Annotated in this window: 14 protein-coding genes; 10 read left to right on the forward strand and 4 right to left on the reverse strand. The window is 36.1% G+C overall.

Going from position 1 to position 19,525, the window contains the following annotated elements:
- Nucleotides 1-212 precede the first annotated feature (212 nt).
- Nucleotides 213-1,907 carry a peptide ABC transporter substrate-binding protein gene (locus EUC40_RS09235; protein ID WP_156574570.1) on the forward strand — a complete coding sequence of 565 codons (1,695 nt, stop codon included), beginning with the start codon at nt 213-215 and terminating at the stop codon, nt 1,905-1,907.
- Nucleotides 1,908-1,991: 84 nt separating this feature from the next.
- A complete protein-coding gene (locus tag EUC40_RS09240) occupies nt 1,992-2,711 on the forward strand; it encodes a class I SAM-dependent methyltransferase (protein ID WP_156574572.1) in 720 nt (239 codons plus the stop codon).
- Between the two features lie 40 nt (nt 2,712-2,751).
- Here EUC40_RS09240 and EUC40_RS09245 read toward each other — a convergent pair whose 3' ends face one another.
- Nucleotides 2,752-3,150: a hypothetical protein gene (locus EUC40_RS09245; RefSeq protein WP_156574575.1), complete on the reverse strand. Its 399-nt coding sequence runs from the start codon at nt 3,148-3,150 to the stop codon at nt 2,752-2,754.
- Between the two features lie 136 nt (nt 3,151-3,286).
- Here EUC40_RS09245 and EUC40_RS09250 point away from each other — a divergent pair, with 136 nt between their 5' ends.
- The 6 genes from EUC40_RS09250 (at nt 3,287) to EUC40_RS09275 (ending at nt 11,894) form a co-directional block, all read left to right on the forward strand.
- Nucleotides 3,287-3,622, forward strand: coding sequence for a hypothetical protein (locus tag EUC40_RS09250; protein ID WP_156574577.1), 336 nt, complete (start codon nt 3,287-3,289; stop codon nt 3,620-3,622).
- Nucleotides 3,623-3,693: 71 nt separating this feature from the next.
- A complete protein-coding gene (locus EUC40_RS09255; protein ID WP_071711383.1) occupies nt 3,694-4,032 on the forward strand; it encodes a VOC family protein in 339 nt (112 codons plus the stop codon).
- A gap of 256 nt (nt 4,033-4,288) precedes the next feature.
- Nucleotides 4,289-6,385, forward strand: coding sequence for a vWA domain-containing protein (locus tag EUC40_RS09260; protein ID WP_156574579.1), 2,097 nt, complete (start codon nt 4,289-4,291; stop codon nt 6,383-6,385).
- Nucleotides 6,386-6,457: 72 nt separating this feature from the next.
- On the forward strand, nt 6,458-9,820 hold the full coding sequence (locus EUC40_RS09265) for a tubulin-like doman-containing protein (protein ID WP_071711385.1): 3,363 nt from the start codon (nt 6,458-6,460) through the stop codon (nt 9,818-9,820).
- Between the two features lie 57 nt (nt 9,821-9,877).
- Complete coding sequence (locus EUC40_RS09270; RefSeq protein WP_156574581.1) at nt 9,878-10,018, forward strand: phosphonate ABC transporter permease; 141 nt, start codon at nt 9,878-9,880, stop codon at nt 10,016-10,018.
- A 493-nt stretch (nt 10,019-10,511) separates the two neighbouring features.
- On the forward strand, nt 10,512-11,894 hold the full coding sequence (locus EUC40_RS09275; RefSeq protein WP_156574583.1) for an APC family permease: 1,383 nt from the start codon (nt 10,512-10,514) through the stop codon (nt 11,892-11,894).
- A 71-nt stretch (nt 11,895-11,965) separates the two neighbouring features.
- On the opposite strand, the gene EUC40_RS09280 is transcribed toward EUC40_RS09275, so the two are convergent.
- From EUC40_RS09280 to EUC40_RS09290, 3 genes are read right to left on the reverse strand one after another with little or no spacing between them, the layout of a single operon-like run.
- Entirely contained in the window at nt 11,966-13,105 is a 1,140-nt protein-coding gene (locus tag EUC40_RS09280) for a Ger(x)C family spore germination protein (protein ID WP_156574585.1), read from the reverse strand.
- Nucleotides 13,106-14,203 (reverse strand): endospore germination permease, encoded by a 1,098-nt coding sequence (locus tag EUC40_RS09285; RefSeq protein ID WP_071711387.1) that lies wholly within the window; start codon nt 14,201-14,203, stop codon nt 13,106-13,108.
- Nucleotides 14,200-15,738 (reverse strand): spore germination protein, encoded by a 1,539-nt coding sequence (locus tag EUC40_RS09290; RefSeq protein WP_156574587.1) that lies wholly within the window; start codon nt 15,736-15,738, stop codon nt 14,200-14,202. Before EUC40_RS09290 ends, EUC40_RS09285 begins: the two co-directional genes overlap by 4 nt.
- A 298-nt stretch (nt 15,739-16,036) precedes the next feature.
- Here EUC40_RS09290 and fdhF point away from each other — a divergent pair, with 298 nt between their 5' ends.
- On the forward strand, nt 16,037-18,976 hold the full coding sequence (gene fdhF, locus EUC40_RS09295) for a formate dehydrogenase subunit alpha (protein WP_156574589.1): 2,940 nt from the start codon (nt 16,037-16,039) through the stop codon (nt 18,974-18,976).
- A gap of 12 nt (nt 18,977-18,988) precedes the next feature.
- Nucleotides 18,989-19,471 carry a helical membrane plugin domain-containing protein gene (locus tag EUC40_RS09300; protein WP_156574591.1) on the forward strand — a complete coding sequence of 161 codons (483 nt, stop codon included), beginning with the start codon at nt 18,989-18,991 and terminating at the stop codon, nt 19,469-19,471.
- Nucleotides 19,472-19,525 lie beyond the last annotated feature (54 nt).

Raw genomic sequence — 19,525 nt, forward strand, 5'->3', positions numbered from 1 at the left:
TAGTAGATGGGGGATAATTCGTCTAGTAATAATAGTAAAATAACAAGTTGATAGTATTGAAAAGTGAAAAAATTTAGAAATTTTACAAAACTACTTTACAAAACATGAAAAAATAGTAGAATATTAATTAATAAGAATTTTCTGATAACGAAAGTTAGCAGAGAATTTCTAAATGTTAATATCGTACATATAATTGGGGAGGGTACAAGAAAATGAAGAGAAAAAAGATGAAAAAATTAACAGCGGTCGTAGCACCAGTTTTAGTAATGAGTATGGCATTAACAGCTTGCTCTGGATCAGGGGAAAAAGACAAGGCAAGCACAACACCGAAAAGCGGTGAAAAAGAAGGTGGAAAATTAGCAGCGAAGCAAGTACTGAATTTAACAGAAAGCCAAGAGATTCCATCTATGGATTCTTCGAAAGCGACAGACCAAGTATCGTTTCTTGCTTTAAACAACGTAATGGAAGGTTTATATCGACTTGATAAAGAGAATAAAGCAACTCCAGGGGTTGCTGAATCATATAAAAAGAGTGATGATGGCAAAAAGTATACATTTACATTAAATAAAAATGCGAAATGGTCGAATGGTGATCCTGTAACAGCGAAAGATTTCGTATTTTCTTGGAAACGTGCGGTAGATAAAAATACAGCAGCGGAATATGCATACATTATGTTTGATGTAAAGAATGCAAAAGCAATTAATGAAGGAAAAGCACCGCTTGATACGTTAGGTGTAAAAGCGGTAGATGATTACACGTTAGAAGTTGAATTAGAAAATCCAGTTCCTTACTTTGTAGAATTAACTTCATTCGGAACATTCTATCCGTTAAATGAAAAATTCGTAAAAGAAAAAGGTGAGAAATTCGGTTTAGAAGCAGATACAACGCTATACAACGGACCATTTACATTAACAGACTGGAAACATGAAGAAGGTTGGAAATTAAAGAAAAATGCACAATACTGGGATAATAAAACAGTTAAGTTAGAGGAAATCAACTTTAACGTAGTAAAAGATAGCGGCACACGTGTAAACTTATATGAAAGTGGACAAATTGATCGTTCTGGACTTGTATCTGAATTTGTTGATAAGTATAAATCGAATCCAGATTTCTATACACAAAAAACACCTTCAACATTCTTCTTACGTTTAAACCAAAAACGTGGTGGCCAAGATACAGTGTTAAAGAACAAAGATTTACGTTTAGCGATTGCGAAGGCGTACGATAAAAAAGGTTTAACGAATGTTATTTTAAATGACGGCTCGACACCTGCAGATTACTTAGTACCAAAAGAATTTGCTAAGAGTCCGGACGGAAAAGACTTCCGTAAAGAAAACGGTGATATTTTAAAAACTGATGTGAAAAAGGCAAAAGAGCATTGGGAAAAAGCGAAAAAAGACCTTGGAAAAGAGCAAGTAACAATTGAGCTATTAAACTATGATAGCGATAATGCGAAAAAAGTAGGGGAGTTCCTAAAAGGGGAGCTTGAGAAAAACTTACCAGGCTTAACAGTGAATTTGAAAAACCAGCCGTTTAAACAAAAATTAAAATTAGAGTCTGACCTAGATTATGATTTATCTTATGCTGGTTGGGGACCTGACTACTTAGATCCAATGACATTCATTGATATGTTCGTTACAGATGGACCTCATAACCAAACTGGATACTCAAATCCGAAATATGATGAAATTGTAGCAAAAGGTAAAGGTGAGCTATTAACAAAAACAAAAGAACGTTGGGATAGCTTACTGAAAGCTGAGAAAATGCTACTTGAAGACGCAGCAATTGCACCATTATATCAACGTGGTGATGCAATCGTTCAAAAAGCAAAAGTTAAAGGTATTGTTCACCATCCAGTTGGTGGAGATTACAGCTACAAATGGGCATATATCGGTGATGAAAAATAAGATGAAGGGCGCACATGATGCGCCCTTTTTTCTATGCACTTTTCTTCTTTCCACGAATATATAAAATAAAAAAGGGAGAAACCGATGAGACGAAACGTATATATAGATTTTTTAGCTTATTACGGAATAGGGAGTGCTCATCCTGGTGGTTTTACATTAACGAAACAATTGTTAGAGCAACTACCTCTTAGACATGAAGCGAATGTTCTTGAGATAGGTTGTGGCACTGGAAAAACAGCGGCGTATATGACAAAAAGATTTGGTTATAAAGTAACAGCGGTTGAAAAGAATGAAATTATGATTCAAAAGGCGAAAGATAGATGGATGTTTGAAGGATTGAATATACAATTAATTCAAGGGGATGCAGAAAAATTACCTTGCCTAAACGATTCATTTGAGTTTGTACTTGGGGAATCGATACTCGCTTTTACAGATAAAGAAAGAGTTATCTCGGAGTGCTATCGTGTATTGCAGAAGAGTGGCAAACTTGTTGTTATTGAAATGATTATTGATACACATATTGAGAAAAAAGAGGAAGAAAAAATTACCCAGTTATATGGGATGAAAGAACTATTAACTGAGAGAGAGTGGGTACAATTATTTCAAAAAGCAAATTTTAAAAGAGTTAAAATTGCTGGCGGTGGAACAATTGCAGAAACGATCTCTAGCTACACAGAAGAGCCAGAATGGAATGTATCATCATATATTCCAAATGATTTATATGAGGCGTGGGTACAGCATGAACATGTAAGACTTATGTACCAACATGTTTTAGGTCATCGCATATTTATATGTGAAAAGTAAAGAAAAAGAGTTGGTTGTCTTTAGCCAACTCTTTACTATGTTAAATGAAAAATAATGCAGCTAAAGTAATTCCGAAGATAAAACCAAATCCGAGTTCAACGCCCCAGCCACAACCACGGCCGCCCCAGCCGTCTCCGCCACCACAATTACCGCAACCACGACCTCCACAGCCACAGCTACTGAATCCGCCACCACAACCAAATCCACAGCTATCACATCTGCTAAGACCACCGCAAAGGTCACAACCACCGTTTGCATATGCGTTATAGTATCCGAATCCTGTATCAAAAGATGAGCGTTGTTGCATTGGTTCAATCCATACAGAGTCTCTTGTCACATCAATTATTTTTCCTAAATGAACACGTCCATCCCGGTCTTCAATCCGAACAACTTTTCCGAAGTACCGCTGACATGTATCATAACATTTTTGTCTATGCATGTTCTTTCCTCCTTCCGCATTACAGTAATACGATATGTAAAGGGGACAAGTGCGGCTTGTACGAATGACCTATCTATCATAATTGTTATGTGAAAGGGGGAATATAGGAAAAGGATATAGTAAGGAGGAAAAGGCAATGAAATCTACAGATCAGTTTCAGACATACGAAGTACCGTGGGAAGCACTTATTGAAGCATTACGAGATGAAATGAAAAAACAAGTAGGGGCAGATATTATTGATACGATAGTTTGCAATTTAGAAGATGGATTTGAAGTGTATACATATGTGCAGGGGGACTTGGATTTTGAATATAAGGAAGCGCTGGAAAGGAAATATGGGAGCGATGCAAAAACTCCTAATGTGTTAACGATTATGTTATTAGCTAGTATTTATAGTACGAGTGAAGAGAATATACGCTTACATGCGGATCATAAAGAGAATCCGGTTGTTGAAGTGTATGTGAAGCAATGAAACACGCTGTGAAGGGCGTGTTTTTTATTTGTATGATAAAATGTTAGAAAATTAAGAAAGAAGGTGTTAGGTTGGGAATTAAACATCTTAATTTAACAGTTGCAGATGTAGTAGCTGCGAGAGAGTTTTTAGAAAAGTATTTTGGTTTAACTTGTAGCGGAACAAGGGGGAATGGCTTTGCGGTTATGCGTGATAATGATGGGTTTATATTAACGTTAATGAAAGGGAAAGACGTACATTATCCGCAAACATTTCATGTAGGGTTTCCTCAAGAAAGTGAAGAACAAGTAAATAAGATGAATCAAAGATTGAAGGAGGATGGATTTTTGGTCGAACCTCCTAAACGTGCACATGCGTACACGTTTTATGTTAAAGCACCTGGTGGATTTACAATTGAAGTGATGTATTAATTTAAAATCGAACTTTTTGTTATGTGTTTTCAATATGAAAAGTAGGAAAAGTCTGCTTTAAGTGTAGAACTTAAACAGGCTTTTTTACTTATATAATTGGATAAGTAATGGTAGAAAAAATATTACTAAGTGTATATTACTGTTTACATAATAAAGTTATGATAGGTTAGTTGTCCTAAAATACAAGTCATATATCTTGTTTCCTCTCATAAATTTAAACATAGGAATTTGTCTACAAAGGTGGCGAAGCCTCATCATGAAAATCCGAATTTGTGCCACGTTCATGTTGTTTCTATTTATATGTTTACCTTTATCAGCTTTTGCAAAAGGAGAGGAGGCAAAGGAAAGGGTCGTTTCACTTGTATATGACGATTCGGGCAGCATGAGAAATAACGATCGCTGGAAATATGCCAATTACGCTTTGCAAAGTTTGGTTGCGCTATTAGATGAAAAAGATACATTTTCTTACGTTCCAATGAGCAAGCCGAATGATCCATTAAACATTTCGTTAACGAAGGATAAGAGACAAACAGAAATTGAGGGAATTGGAGCATGGAAAACGTATTTAAATACTCCGTTTAGCGCAGTAGAAACGGCAATGCAATCTATAAAAAAGGAAGCAGATATAGATGGAAAACGTGAATTTTGGCTTATTGTCTTAACTGACGGGGCATTTAATGATTTAGAAAAAGATAAGATTGGTGGAAAAGAACAAATTACACAGAAGTTAGCACAGTTTAAGAAGGAAATGGATGTAAAAAAGATATCGTTACATCCAATTTTAATTACGATGGAAGAGGATTTAGGAAAACAAGAAAAGGAGCAACTAAATACGTTTAAGGAAATATGGAAGAAAGAGATAAATGGAGTTACGATGCCATCTAGTGGAGAGGATGGTATTGTAAAAAGCGTCAATCAAGTGGCAGCATTAGTTGCAAATCGTGATCCGTTTTCCTCTGTTGAATCAATTGTAAAAACGAAAGTAGTAGGGAAGAAAGTAGAGATTACAACACCATTTCCGTTAAAGCGTATGACGCTTGTACGACAATCGCCTTCTTTGTCTAATTATCAGGTCACACAAATTTCTAAACCATTACAATTACAATCTTCTTTTTCCATACATGCACCAGGCGAAGCGAAATTGTTCGGAAATATAGTTCATATCAGTACGGAAAATGAGGAAGTTATTAAACCAGGAACTTATACGATAGAAGTGGATCGGGACATTGAGAAAGAAGGGTTACAAGTACTAGTCGAACCGGCGCTTAACTATAACGTTTCTACTTATGACAAAGAGGATAAGAATAGAAAAAATGTTGAGGAAATGTATGAAGGTGTGACAGCTGTTATTGAAGCGAAACCTACTGAGTTACCAGTTCAGTCTTCTTACTTCCAGGCAGAAGTAGAAATAGAGGGAAAGCAATATGCGATGAAGTGGGACGATAAAAGACATGTGTTTTATTACGAAACGAAGCTTACTAAAGGATTAGTACGCGGGAAAGTTCATATGAACATAAAGGGATTTTACAGACAGACGAAAGAATTTAAAATCGAAACAACTGAAAAGCCTAAATTATCACTTCAAACTGTTACGAAAGCTTATGAAGAAAAAGTAACGAATTTAGAGAATAGTAAACCATTTATATTACAACCACAGTTAGATGATAAGCCGATGACAGAAGAGGCTGTAAAGAAACTATTGAAATCTACTGGTGTCACATCTGAACAATCAATCAACTATGAAATAAAACAACATGGTAATCAAATTTATATTTATCCTCGACCTCATTACTCCGACACGTTCAATTTTACAGATACCGGCACCGTAGAAGCTACCATCATAGTACAGGATTCAAAGTTACAAGAAGTAAAGAAAAAAATATCACTTCATATTCAAAATGCGCCGTTTTATGAAAAGTATGCGCTTATTTTTAAGCTTGTTATTCCTATTACGTTATTACTGATAATAGTAGGAATAATCGTGTTAGGATGGATTATTCGTCCGAGGTTTCACCGGAAAGCACTTTTGTATTACGAATGGGATCAAGAAGTAGCGAAAGATTGGTTATATCAATCCGAGCCGGAATTACTTAAAAATAAATGGTGGAAACATTATTTTGGTATTCCATTTAGAGCGGAAAGAAAGACTGTTCAATCCGTTACATTTATAGCAAAGAAAGGATCGAAATCTATCTTTGTAGCGAAAGAGTCACAAGTAGTAGGAATGATTATTGATGGGATGTTTATAACAGAGGATGAGGTTGGAATAGAACATAAGACACTATATCCAAATGAACTTTTAGTAATTGATAGAGGATATGGTAAGGAGATTTACAAATACGAGTGTGAATAGTAGATGGGAAAAGAGGAGCGTATTATCTTTCCCTTCTCTTTTCAAACAAGCAAGAATAGGAAGGTGGTTCACATGACGTTACAAGTTCCAACGATATTAATTGGTTTAGGTGGAATCGGTAGTACTGTGACACATCAAATATATGAAAGGCTGCCTGAGGAACGCCGAAAAAAAGTAGCAATGCACGTATTTGATACAGATGTGAATACATTGAGTAAATTTGATCATATTCGAAAGTTTAAGACGCAAACAAGTTCTAGTAAAACGCCTAGGGAGTATATTGCGGGAGATCCAACGATTCCAGAATGGTTTCCGATGGATCCAACTATACTTGATAAACCGTTAACAGAAGGAGCCGGACAGTTACGTGTCATTTCCCGTTTAGCATTACGCGCTGCGATGAAAGAAGATAAATTGACGTCCTTTTGGCAAGAAATTGAGAAGATTTTTCCGGTTACAAGTGACCAGACAGAATATGGAGTACGTGTCATTATAGTAACATCACTAGCGGGCGGAACAGGTTCGGGGATGTTTCTACAAATCGCATTATATTTACGTGAAATGCTTCGAAAAAAACTGCAGCATCACAACATTTTAATACGTGGTGCGTTTCTAATGCCGGACGTTTTAGTGAAGACGAGAACAGTTAGTGCGAAAGAGTTTGAAACGGTGCAAGCAAACGGCTATGCATCGTTAAAAGAATTACATGCCATTACACTCGGTTCTACTGGAGAATTATCAAAACGTGGCGGAGTGACGATTGAATTAGAATATCGACCCGATCAAGTAGACGAAGACGGGAGAACGAATCATACGATTAAACAACATCATTTACCGTACAATTACTGTTTCTTATACGATTACGAAAATCTACATGGACACCATCTGCACAATTTATCAGATTATATGGAGCAAATGGCAAATACTATTTATTTACAGTTATTTAGCCCGATGTCTGCAAATCATTTTGCGCAGGAAGATAATCAAATTCAGCAATTAGCAGAATCGAGTGGGAAAGGGCGGTATTGCGGAGCAGGAACGGCAAAGATTATTTATCCATATGAGCACGTGTTAAAATATTGTGCTTTAAAATGGGCTGTGCAAGGTTTAGATGAATCGTGGCTTCATTTAGATCAATTGTTTCAAGAAAAGAAACAAAGATACGATCAAGATGTAAAGCGTGGTATGCAACGTGAAAAACCGGAGCGAGGTAAAAGTTATTTAGAGGATTTAGAGCATCTTGCTACCCGCCCAGAACAAGCTCATATTTTCTATAGACAAATGTACAATGAAACACGTGAAGGAGCAGAGGGAGGCAAGATCGGGGTTGCGAAATCTAAACTGTTTTTAGAGGCTGTAGAAAGTTATGTACAGCGGACGGTGCAAAAAGATGAGGAATTAAATCGCTTGCAGCACGAGTGCAAAATTTCAGCTGCGAAACTGAAAATGATGGAACAAATGAAAGGGGAAGTAGCAAGGGTTGATCATGCGGTTCGTTTATATGCGTATGCGATTCCGAGTCGTGTACATGAACATGTAACAACTCTTTTATATGACATGATTGAATCGGACCGTTTTTCACAAAGTGGATCTGAAGGACAGTCATACCAATTGAATACATGGTTTTTAAAGAAGACAGACCCTGTCCATCCAGTAGCAGCTCGTTTTATGTTATACGAAATTCGAAAGCAGTTAGTAGAAAAAATGAATCGACTCCATGAAAATAATGAACAAAAGCGTAATTTAATTCAAAACTACGATAAAAAGTTTAATGTAAGTAATGTTGATGGAACGGTAACTGCTGTTCGCCGAGTAGAAATTGCTCAGCAACAAGGCTGGTTTGGAAAAATGGTTAATAATCAGCAACGCCTATTCAAAAAAGAGTTTGAAGACATCGTGACGCAATATGTACACAAATTAAATGAGTATCGTAAAGAAATGTTATTAGAACTTGTGTATCAATCACTATATCAAGCAGTTAGTAAAATGATTCAATATTGGGAAAGGTTTTTTGATAATTTACACGAAACACGTGAAAATTTATTATTTGAAATTCAAAAACGAAGTAAGGAATTTGAAGGGAAAACAAACCCAACGAATGTATACGTATTAGCTGAAGAGAAGTTGCAAGAAAAGATTTGGCAAGATATGCAGCAACATTTAAATTTAGGTGTATTACCGAAAGATATATCTGCGGAAATTTATATGAGTTTGTACGGGGAATATTGCAGGGATGCGAAAACGGAAGAGATTCAGTCGAAAAAGGTTGAAGATTTCTACCGTGAACATATACTGAGCTATTGTTATGACGAACTACAAATACGCTATCGTGATAAATTAGAGCTGAATATTGTAGAGGCATTACGAAAAGAAGCGGATTATAAGAAGCGTGATCGCGATGAATACGTCCGTGAAAAAATTGAAGACTTATTCCATTTAGCAAGTCCGTTCGTGCCGAAAGTTTCCCATCATAGGGAATTACAATATTGGGGTATACATCCTTCTTTGAAGAAAGAACTGCAAGAAGAATTAATTCAAGAGATGTTTAAAGAAAAAGATACAGTACATGAAGCCTTTTCGCCATTTGAAGTAATCTGTTATCGGGCACATTACGGCTTGTCGCTACAAGACTTTCCTAAATTATCATCAGGGCATATTGCAAACGGCTTTATGAATGATAAAGGTGACTACTTCCAATCATATTATCGCCGAGTGAATAAATTAAATAGTAAAAAATCTAGTTTGACACCGCATTTAGATAAGTATTGGCACTTACCAGCCTTTATGCCAGACTTGAATGCAACTCAAACAAAATTAGATTACGATAAATGTAATCGAGCTCTTCTATACGCGTATATGTATCGCTGGATTAGTTTAGTTGCTGTTGATGGGCAGTTTGTGTATCAATATAACGGTGTAGGACGTAGCTTCTTAATTCAGTCTATGGGAAAAAATATTTCAAGCGAAAGTTATAAACTACACAGAGCATTGCTTCATAATCCGTTCATTTATGAAAACATCTTGTCCAGGTTTGAGGAAGAACAAGAAAAAGCTATGATACAAGGTGGACATTTATATACACACCCATTCGTATTAGGGGCACAAGATGTAAGATGGCTCAGAAAAGAACACGTTCATAATCTTTTGGATATGATTTTAATGTATGACCGTGAAGCGAAATATGATCCGACGTTAGAAGAAACATCAGATGAATTATTAAGGTTATTCCTTGATGAAATTGAGTTATACTTCCAAAACTATTATGGTACTGGTGCGGATATGGTTGCGAAGAAAGAAAAAGAAATGTTTATTAAACAATTGTGGGATCGTTCGTATGCGAAAGGATATGTAGATCCAAATAGTGCACCGTATAAAAAGTGGCAAAATTTATTACACGTTCACGATGAAGAAGAATCGCCAAAAACGAATGTATAATGAGTGAAAAGGGAATCCTTAAGAGTGGCAATACAACTTTAGAAAAGAGGGATTCCGATGCCATTTTTAGGAAGTGTATATCAAATATTTGGATTGTATCCAGAAATTTATTATGGGATGATTTCAGCTGAGTTACAAGAAGAGGCTCAGAAGGAACAACTTATAGATAGTAGTGCAGAAGCTGAAGTGGAAGAATAAAAAAAGTGCAGATGAAAATCTGCGCTTTTTTATTAGCTTTAAAATGGTTGCATACCCTTAACTAAAATATTATTTAAAGATAATAATTTAATTAAGAGTATGATGACGTTGCTTAAATTCTATCTAATTGAAAATGTATAAAAATCAATATAAAAAAATGAATATAAATATAAAGATGGGAAATAACAATGTTTTTAAGAAAATAATTATGTTTAAAAATAACATTTGATACATAATTAACCGTTCTCGTTTAATTAATTTTATTGTTGACAATATAATTAATTATATGATAAATTCATTCAGCGTTCTTAGTGGTGTGTTGCTGAATGAATTGTTTTAAAATTCACTACAGTTGAAAGAGAATGAATTTTCTGTCTTTAATTAAATTATTTAGTTCATGAGGAGTGGATCATGTATATTTTTATTTTCTAAACAGAACAGTAATAAAGATTGTAATAAGTAAGAGATAAACTTAAAAAAGAGGTTTCAATGAATGAGTCTTTTAATAAAGAAAACAATGGATGAAGAAAAGAAAAAAGTATTGAATCAAACTTTAGGTGCCATTGACCTAACTCTTTTAGGGATTGGAGCAATTATTGGTACAGGAATTTTCGTATTAACAGGTATTGTAGCGGCGAAGCATGCTGGCCCAGCGATTGTATTATCGTTTATATTAGCGTCGATTGTATGTGCGTGCGTAGCTTTCTGCTATGCTGAATTTGCATCTACAGTTCCAGTTTCGGGAAGTGTATATTCATATACATATATGACACTAGGTGAGATTTTTGCATTTATAGTCGGTTGGTGCGTTATGTTGGAGTATTTATTAGCGACTTCTGCGGTGGCTGCAGGATGGTCAGCGTATTTTCAGTCATTGCTACTAGGATTTAATATTCACATTCCTACAATTTTTGCTTCGGCACCTGGTATGGGGAAGGGTGGAATCATTGATTTACCAGCAGTTCTTATTATTTTAGTTGTTACATTTTTATTAAGTCGTGGTGTAAAAGAAAGTGCACGAATAAATAATATTATGGTTATTATTAAACTGGCCGTGATTATAGGGTTTATTGTCGTAGGGACACAATATGTAAAACCAGAGAATTGGCAACCATTTCTACCGTTTGGTTTTCATGGTGTGGTAGGAGGCGCAGCAACCGTATTCTTTGCTTTTTTAGGATTTGATGCAGTTGCAACAGCCGCAGAGGAAGTGAAGCGTCCACAACGTAACGTTCCAATTGGGCTACTTGTTTCCTTGTTCATCTGTACCGTTCTATATGTAGGTGTTTCATTCGTGTTAACTGGAATGGTTCCGTTTACGGAATTAAATGTTGCTGATCCGGTTGCATATGCGTTGCGCACTGTAGGAGAAGATAGAATTGCTGGATTGTTATCGGTGGGAGCAATAGCAGGGCTAACAACAGTTCTGTTAGTAGCTATGTTTGCGTTTGTTCGTGTATCTTACTCGATGAGTCGAGATGGATTGTTACCAAAAAGACTTTCAAGTGTGCATAAACGTTTACAAACTCCATTTTTTAATACGTGGGTTACAGGTATATTAGCAGCTTTATTAGCGGGATTAGTGGATTTGAATTTACTAGCTAATTTAGTGAATATGGGAACGATAACAGCATTTGTGTTTGTATCTATAGCGGTCATTGTATTAAGAAAGACACACCCTAATATGAAGCGTCCATTCCGTGCTCCTTTAGTACCTTTTTTACCTATCGTTTCAATAGTAAGTTGTATATATCTAGCTTTGAACCTTTCTAAGCTTACTTTAATTAGTTTTGTGGCATGGATTATAATAGGTGTTTTCATATATTTTGTATATGCCAAAAAACATAGTAATGTTAGAAATGGAAATAGAGTATAGTCTGTTGAAATAATACTTGTAATGGAAATGAAGACACGCTATCTGTATAAGAACAGATAGCGTGTTTTTTACTATTTAATAATACCGCTTTCTAAAATTTTAATTGTAGATCTTACTTTTACACTTGCCTTTGAAAAAGCTTTCGGCCAATCATCTTCAACCTTTTTCCATTCTTTATATTGAAATGCTCTCGCATAATCACCAAACCCAAATGGATCAAGTTGCTGTTTTTGAATTTTGTGGATTAATTCATTTAAATCTTTATTTAGTTGTTTTGTAATAAGTGCAGTTAATTTCTTATTGTCTTTATCTATATCCATGTTGAATGTCATCTCAGCTATGGATATATTAAAATTCATTTTAATATTAAATTGGAAGCGGTTATCGCTATAGCCGGTCCCCATCATACGTTTTATAGTAAGAACGTTTATTGTTATGAAATCGCCGCCGTCTGTATCTTTTAAAGCACTATTACTTTCAACCAAATCAGAAGGCATCTTCATTGTAAGAGAAACGGGTGTATTAGCCTTCTTTTGTAACAAAAGAAGAAGGGCGCTTTCATAACGATCTAATGACATTTTATAGATTCCTCGAGAAGTTAATAGTGCGGAACCAGTAACAATTACGTCTTTTTTTTCTTTTTTTATTTCTGAAATTGCAGGTGTAATCCCTTTATTAAACGTTTGTCTGTGAAATTCATGGAATGTGGTAAAAACAGTCCGATTGTATAGTTTGTTCGTATTAATTAAATCTGTTAAATACTCAGGAAGAGAGGGCTTATCTTTAAAATTATTATATATAACAGAAGAAATGGGACCATTTACTGCAACCATGCGCATATTTCCAGTGTTTTTAGGATCACGATACCAAACATCAAGGTAAGGCATTGCACCTTCCTGTTTTAAAAAATTAGTGCTAAATAAAATGAGCTGTAATTTTTCTGTAGAAACTAAACCGTTGCTTGAGCTGTTAAATGTTGCTTTTGCTTCTCGGGGCGTTTTTACTTTCGCTTCATGGGTTTCGTATTTTTTAGCAACATCTTCATTGAAAATTGGATTTACGTGATACACAATTAATTTTCCTTTTGCTTGTGCATCAAAACCGTAAATTAATGAAATGGATTGCTTTTCTAAATCGAGCCGATCGCCACAGCCTGTCAAAAAGATTAAGAAGAAATAGCACAGTATAGTGAAATGAATAAAGCGTCTCATTTATATTTTTCTCCTTTTCCAATGCTGATAAAGTGTCATGTATAAGAGAAATATGACTGGAAACAGAAAAACGATAAAATAGCTGGCATTTCCCCAAAAATCTCGTAAAGCACTTATTTGGTAAGAGGAAGGGATATAAAAGAATAAGACAACAATACACCCGAATAATAAAAAACAAATAGGTAAGGAGCTCCCTTTTTTGTTAAGTAATTGATTGATTCCATCAGAAGCAGTAAAAATATAAGGAATACAAGAATCAAAAATAATGAAGAGATAAAATGATAAAAAGATAATTTCAAAGCGCTCAAGAAATGAAAAGTGAAATGGTGTAACAAGAGAAAGAGTGGGCCATAAAAATTTTGTTATCCCATCTGGACTAAAATAAACGAAAGAAACGAACGTGACTTGAAGATAAATAAATAGTGTAATTAAATTTGCGATAACAATCCCTTTTTTCGCAGATGATTTGTTATTCAAATAAGGATAAAGGACAAATGCAAACTCAAATCCAAGAAATGCAATAATAGTTGATTTTACGGTGTTTAAAACTGGTATCCAGCCCTCTTTAAGAAGAGGGAGAAGGTATATCCAATGCCCATCTTTAAGAGGGATAAACAATAACAAAGGCATCCACAGTGTGAAAAACACAGTGAAAACAGCGTAGCGACTTATAACAAGAACGCCTTTACATGCGAGCATCAGCATTGGAATAGATAGTAAAATCATAATTAAAAACATTGGAGTTCTAGGTAAAATCCAAATATGAATGACATATAAGAGTGAGAAAATTAAGGAAACAGCGGCAAGTATAGCATATAAAATCCAAAGAAGCATTGCGGCTTTTCCTAGCCAGTTTCCAAAATAACGTGTTAATACATCAAGTAAAGAATAACCAGGATGTTTTGCCATAATTTGTACGATACAAAGACTTACAAACGTAGTTATAGCGCATCCGATAATAACTGACATCCAGCCATCAGTATTTGCTCCTTGTGCAACTTCACGCGGAAGTGTGAGTACGCCGAACCCAACTTGAACACCGCTAATAGTTAGAATGTATTGGAATAAAGTGATCTCCCTTTTCGCACACTTTGTCACTTGTCTTCCTTCCTTTCTTTGATATCTTGTTGCCTGTTTTCTTGTTTTAAGTTAAGAGAGAGCGGGCGTTTTTTCATTATTTTCCATGGTAAACGAATAAGAATGTCCTTTAAATCTGAAGCAAATGACGGAGAAAAAGGACTACCATATGGCACACCAAGCGATTCCATAGAAAGAATATGTATGATTAGGATTGCCATTCCAACCATAATACCAATGACACCAAATAAAGAGGCTATCATCATCATTGGGAATCGAAGGAGCCGAATTCCTGCGGACATTTCCATGTTAGGGATAATGAAAGAAGCAACAGCAGTAATCGACACGACGATAACCATAACGTTGCTTACAATACCTGCTTGAACTGCTGCCTGTCCAATTACAATTCCTCCTACGACGCCGATCGTTTGTCCAACTGGACCAGGAAGCCGTACGGCAGCTTCACGAAGCATTTCAAGTACTAACTCCATCAATAGTGCTTCAAGTATAGGAGGGAACGGGATTTTAGCTCGAGACTCTCCAATTGTTAATAATAATTTCAGTGGAATGACTTCATAATGAAAAGAAATCATAGCAATATAAAGAGCAGGAGCAAATATGGCAATAAATAATCCGGTGAAACGAAGGAGTCGTATAAAAGATGGAATCATTGGTCTAAAACTATAATCATCTATCGTCTGAAAAAAAGCCGAAAAAGTCATAGGACCAATTAATACGCCTGGTGAGCGATCTACAACAACAGCGATTCGCCCATCTAAAATATGATGTGCTGTTGTGTCAGGGCGTTCAGTTATTGATAATTGCGGAAAGAGAGTATAGGAATTATCTTCAACAAAACCCTCTAATTCACCAGTAGTAAGAATCGCATCAACTTGTACTGATTCGATACGGGATGCCATTTCTTTTACGACATCTTCGTTCGCAACGTCTGCTAGATAAAGCAAAAAAACTTTTGAAGTTGCTCGTTCGCCAACAGTGAATTCTTTTACTTTCAATTCACGATTTGGAATATATCGACGAATAAGTGCAAGACTATCGCTCGCTACTTCATTAAATCCTTCGTGTGAGCTTTTTATGGAGCTTTCTGTTGTAGGTTCTTCAATACTCCTTTTTGGCGCCGCTTGCGTATCAAGTTCTAAAGCGGAAAGTTGTCCATTTATAAATAAAATGCTTTTACCATGTAAAAGGGATTGTTCAATATCTGACCACTGCTGAACTTTTTTTATATTTCCAATTGTAACTGAAGATTCTAAACAATCATCCTCATTCCACTCTTTAAATAGGAGGGGGCGAAGAATGTCTACGTTAATAACATTTTTATCGACAAGTCCTTCCATATATATAAGTGCAGCTTCTTGTCCGTTTTTTAACGAGAAAGTGCGCGTAATCAATTCTGGAATACCGCTAAACAGTTTAGACAAGTGTTTTAGGTTAAGTGGAAGAGAAGCAGAAATAGGTTTATTTAATGTGTAATCAGCTTGTTCTTGTGCAGAAAAAGATTTTTCGCCGCGTATCCATTTATTAAAAGACCCCATTTGTTCGCCTACTCCTTGTTATGTTTTATATGGGTTATTATGGATAGTTCCGTGCGGACATATGCGTAGTTTTAAATTTATATTGTATATTTTTATCTTTAACGCTATAATTATAGTGTTAAAGATGGAATCGTGATATGACCTGTTATGAATCTATCGTTTTATTTATGAATAAATGGATTGGTATTTTAGCAAGATGTGCTAATAAACTACTCCACCATGATGATAGCGTGCCCAAAATGTGGTGCGTATATTTTCGTGGTGGAGTTTTTTTTATTCTCAAAAAGGGGGAAAGACCATGAATAACAACATGGTTCATATTACAATTGACGGGAAAAAGTATACAGCGGAACCTGGTTCAACGATATTAGGTGTTATTAATGAGAACGGGATTGAACATCCGCAAATTTGTTACGTGCCAGAAGTAGATCCTATTCAAACATGTGACACTTGTATTGTAGAAGTTGACGGAAAGTTAATGCGTTCTTGTTCAGCAGTAGTCACGGAAGGCATGAACATTGAACGTAATTCTGCTCGTGCGAAAGAAGCACAAACGGAAGCAATGGATCGGTTACTAGAAAATCACTTATTATACTGTACGGTATGTGACAACAACAATGGGAACTGTAAATTGCATAATACAGCAGAATTAATGGAAATTGAACATCAAAAATATCCTTACGAGCCGAAAGTAGATGTAAGTGAAGTTGATATGACGCATCCGTTTTATCGCTATGATCCTAATCAATGTATTGCATGTGGTCAATGTGTTGAGGTATGTCAAAACTTACAAGTAAATGAAACGTTATCAATAGACTGGGAAGCGGAACGCCCACGAGTTATTTGGGATGAAGGTGTAAATATTAATGATTCTTCATGCGTGAGCTGTGGTCAATGTGTAACCATTTGTCCTTGTAACGCTTTAATGGAGAAAACGATGCTCGGTGAAGCTGGATTTATGACAGGATTAAAACCAGATATTCTTGAACCGATGGTAGATTTAATTAAAGAGGTTGAGCCTGGATATAGTGGCATTTTTGCGGTATCAGAAGTGGAAGCGGCCATGCGTGATACTCGTACGAAGAAAACGAAAACAGTATGTACATTTTGCGGCGTAGGTTGTTCATTTGAAGTGTGGACGAAAGGGCGTAAAATTCTTAAAGTGCAGCCTTCTTCTGATGCGCCAGTTAACGCAATTTCTACTTGTGTAAAAGGAAAATTCGGTTGGGATTTCGTAAATTCAAAAGAACGAATTACGAAACCTTTAATTCGTAAAAATGGAGCGTTTGTTGAATCGACATGGGAAGAAGCACTGAATGTAGTTGCAAGTAAACTAGGATCCATTAAAGAAGAGTACGGTAAAGATGCTATCGGTTTTATTTCTTCATCTAAAATTACAAATGAAGACAATTATGTCATTCAAAAATTAGCTCGACAAGTATTTGAAACGAACAATATTGATAACTGTTCACGTTATTGTCAATCACCAGCTACGGACGGATTATTCCGTACAATTGGTATGGGTGGTGATGCAGGAACGATTAAAGATATTGCCAAATCTGGTCTTGTTATTATTGTAGGATGTAATCCGACAGAAGGTCATCCTGTTTTAGCTACACGCATTAAACGTGCGCATAAATTACACGGACAAAAGTTAATTGTAGCTGATCTTCGTAAAACAGAAATGGCAGAGCGTTCAGACGTCTTTGTTAGCCCAAAACAAGGAACAGACCAAGTATGGTTAATGGCTGTTACGAAATATATGATTGATCAAGGTTGGCACGATCAACAATTTATTGATAAGAACGTAAACTTCTTTGAAGATTTCAAAGAAAGTCTAAAAGAATATACGCTTGAATATGCAGAAGAAATGACAGGTATTTCAAAAGAAACACTTATTCAAATGGCTGAAATGATTCGTGATGCAGATGGTACATGTATCCTTTGGGGTATGGGTGTAACGCAAAATACAGGCGGTTCTGATACTTCCGCTGCAATTTCCAACTTACTTCTTGCAACAGGGAACTATCGTCGTCCAGGAGCAGGTGCATACCCACTTCGAGGCCATAATAACGTACAAGGTGCTTGCGATATGGGAACTTTACCAGGTTGGCTTCCTGGATACCAGCACGTTACTAACGATATGGAACGTGCGAAATTTGAAATTGCATATGGAGTGGAAATTAATAGTGAGCCAGGTCTTAATAATATTGAAATGCTTCATGCAATTGACGAAGGAAAAATGAAAGCTATGTATCTTGTCGGAGAAGATATGGCTCTTGTAGACTCTAATGCGAACCATGTACATGAAGTGTTATCGAGCCTTGATTTCTTCGTTGTGCAAGATGTTTTCCTTTCTAAAACTGCTCAATATGCAGATGTTGTATTACCAGCAGCACCATCTCTTGAGAAAGAAGGTACTTTCACAAATACAGAGCGTCGTGTTCAAAGACTATATCAAGTTCTTCCTACGCTTGGGGATGCGAAGCCAGACTGGTGGATCGTGCAGGCGATTGCGAATAAATTAGGTGCAAATTGGAATTATAGTCATCCAAGTGAAATCTTTGCTGAAATGGCAAGTTTATCACCACTATTCTCACAAGCAAATTATGAAGTACTGGAAGGATGGAATAGTTTCCATTGGGGAAGTTTTGATGGAACGAATACACCACTTCTTTTCCAAGACGGATTTAACTTCCCAGATAAAAAAGCTCGTTTTGCGATTGCTGACTGGGTACGTCCAGCTGAATTCCCAGCTGAGTTCGACCTTCACATTAACAACGGTCGTATGCTTGAGCATTTCCATGAAGGGAATATGACAAATAAATCAACAGGTATTCAAAAGAAAGTACCTGGTGTGTTTGTTGAAGTTTCTCCAGAACTTGCAAAAGAACGTGGAGTGAAAACAGGTTCATTAGTTCGTCTTGTCTCTCCTTTTGGAGCATTAAAATTACGTGTACTCGTTACAGATCGTGTAAAAGCGAATGAGTTATATTTACCGATGAACTCTACAGATAATGAAACAGCAATTAATTTCTTAACAGGTCCAGCTGTGGACGTGCGTACGAACACACCTGCTTATAAACAGACGAAAGTGCGTATGGAAGTGCTAGAAATTGATGGCGAAAATCCGATGCCAAAAGCGAACCCACGTAATAAAAAACGTCATCCTCAAGCGGGTATTGAGGTAAATCGTAAGTGGGCACGTCCAGGGTATGTGCATTTAACGGATAAGTAGGAGGAGAAAAATATGGCTGCACCTATAAAAGCGATTCAAAGACAAGAATTAACTGACGAAGAAATAAAACAGCAAAAATTAGAGGATTTAAAGGAGCTTCTAGCTAATAATGAAGACGCTCTAAATCAAATGTTTAATATAGTAGGGGAATTGAATGATATTGGTATGCTAGAAGCGGCAAATTCTATGCTGAAAGCGAAAGAGCCAATCGCAAAAATTGTTCTTGGCCAAGTAACTCGTGAACCTGTTACAAATTTAATTAATAATATGATGGGTGCTGCGGGGGCTTTAACAGAACTTGATCCGGAACTTACGAAAAAGCTTATAGGTAGCTTATTAGTAGGGCTAGAAGAAGGTAATGAACATCTAGAGAGTAATAAAAAAGTCGGGGTATTCGATCTTATGAAAGTATTGAAAGATCCTGACATTAACCGTGCTATCGGATTTGGTTTACACTTCTTAAAAGGTATGGGTAAAGGGTTAAAAGACGAATAAGTTTTAACAAATGAACCTTTTCATCTAAATGCTCGTACGAAATAGTTTGGATGA

Source organism: Bacillus luti, from assembly GCF_009739945.1.
Lineage (GTDB): Bacteria > Bacillota > Bacilli > Bacillales > Bacillaceae_G > Bacillus_A > Bacillus_A luti.

Excerpts from the sequence above, each read along its gene's own strand:
- EUC40_RS09260 (WP_156574579.1), top strand. The coding sequence starts at position 4,289 with ATGAAAATCCGAATTTGTGCCACGTTCATGTTGTTTCTATTTATATGT.
- EUC40_RS09235 (WP_156574570.1), top strand. The coding sequence starts at position 213 with ATGAAGAGAAAAAAGATGAAAAAATTAACAGCGGTCGTAGCACCAGTT.
- EUC40_RS09240 (WP_156574572.1), top strand. The coding sequence starts at position 1,992 with ATGAGACGAAACGTATATATAGATTTTTTAGCTTATTACGGAATAGGG.
- EUC40_RS09300 (WP_156574591.1), top strand. The coding sequence starts at position 18,989 with ATGGCTGCACCTATAAAAGCGATTCAAAGACAAGAATTAACTGACGAA.
- EUC40_RS09275 (WP_156574583.1), top strand. The coding sequence starts at position 10,512 with ATGAGTCTTTTAATAAAGAAAACAATGGATGAAGAAAAGAAAAAAGTA.
- EUC40_RS09270 (WP_156574581.1), top strand. The coding sequence starts at position 9,878 with ATGCCATTTTTAGGAAGTGTATATCAAATATTTGGATTGTATCCAGAA.
- EUC40_RS09250 (WP_156574577.1), top strand. The coding sequence starts at position 3,287 with ATGAAATCTACAGATCAGTTTCAGACATACGAAGTACCGTGGGAAGCA.
- EUC40_RS09290 (WP_156574587.1), bottom strand. The coding sequence starts at position 15,738 with ATGGGGTCTTTTAATAAATGGATACGCGGCGAAAAATCTTTTTCTGCA.
- EUC40_RS09245 (WP_156574575.1), bottom strand. The coding sequence starts at position 3,150 with ATGCATAGACAAAAATGTTATGATACATGTCAGCGGTACTTCGGAAAA.
- fdhF (WP_156574589.1), top strand. The coding sequence starts at position 16,037 with ATGAATAACAACATGGTTCATATTACAATTGACGGGAAAAAGTATACA.
- EUC40_RS09265 (WP_071711385.1), top strand. The coding sequence starts at position 6,458 with ATGACGTTACAAGTTCCAACGATATTAATTGGTTTAGGTGGAATCGGT.
- EUC40_RS09280 (WP_156574585.1), bottom strand. The coding sequence starts at position 13,105 with ATGAGACGCTTTATTCATTTCACTATACTGTGCTATTTCTTCTTAATC.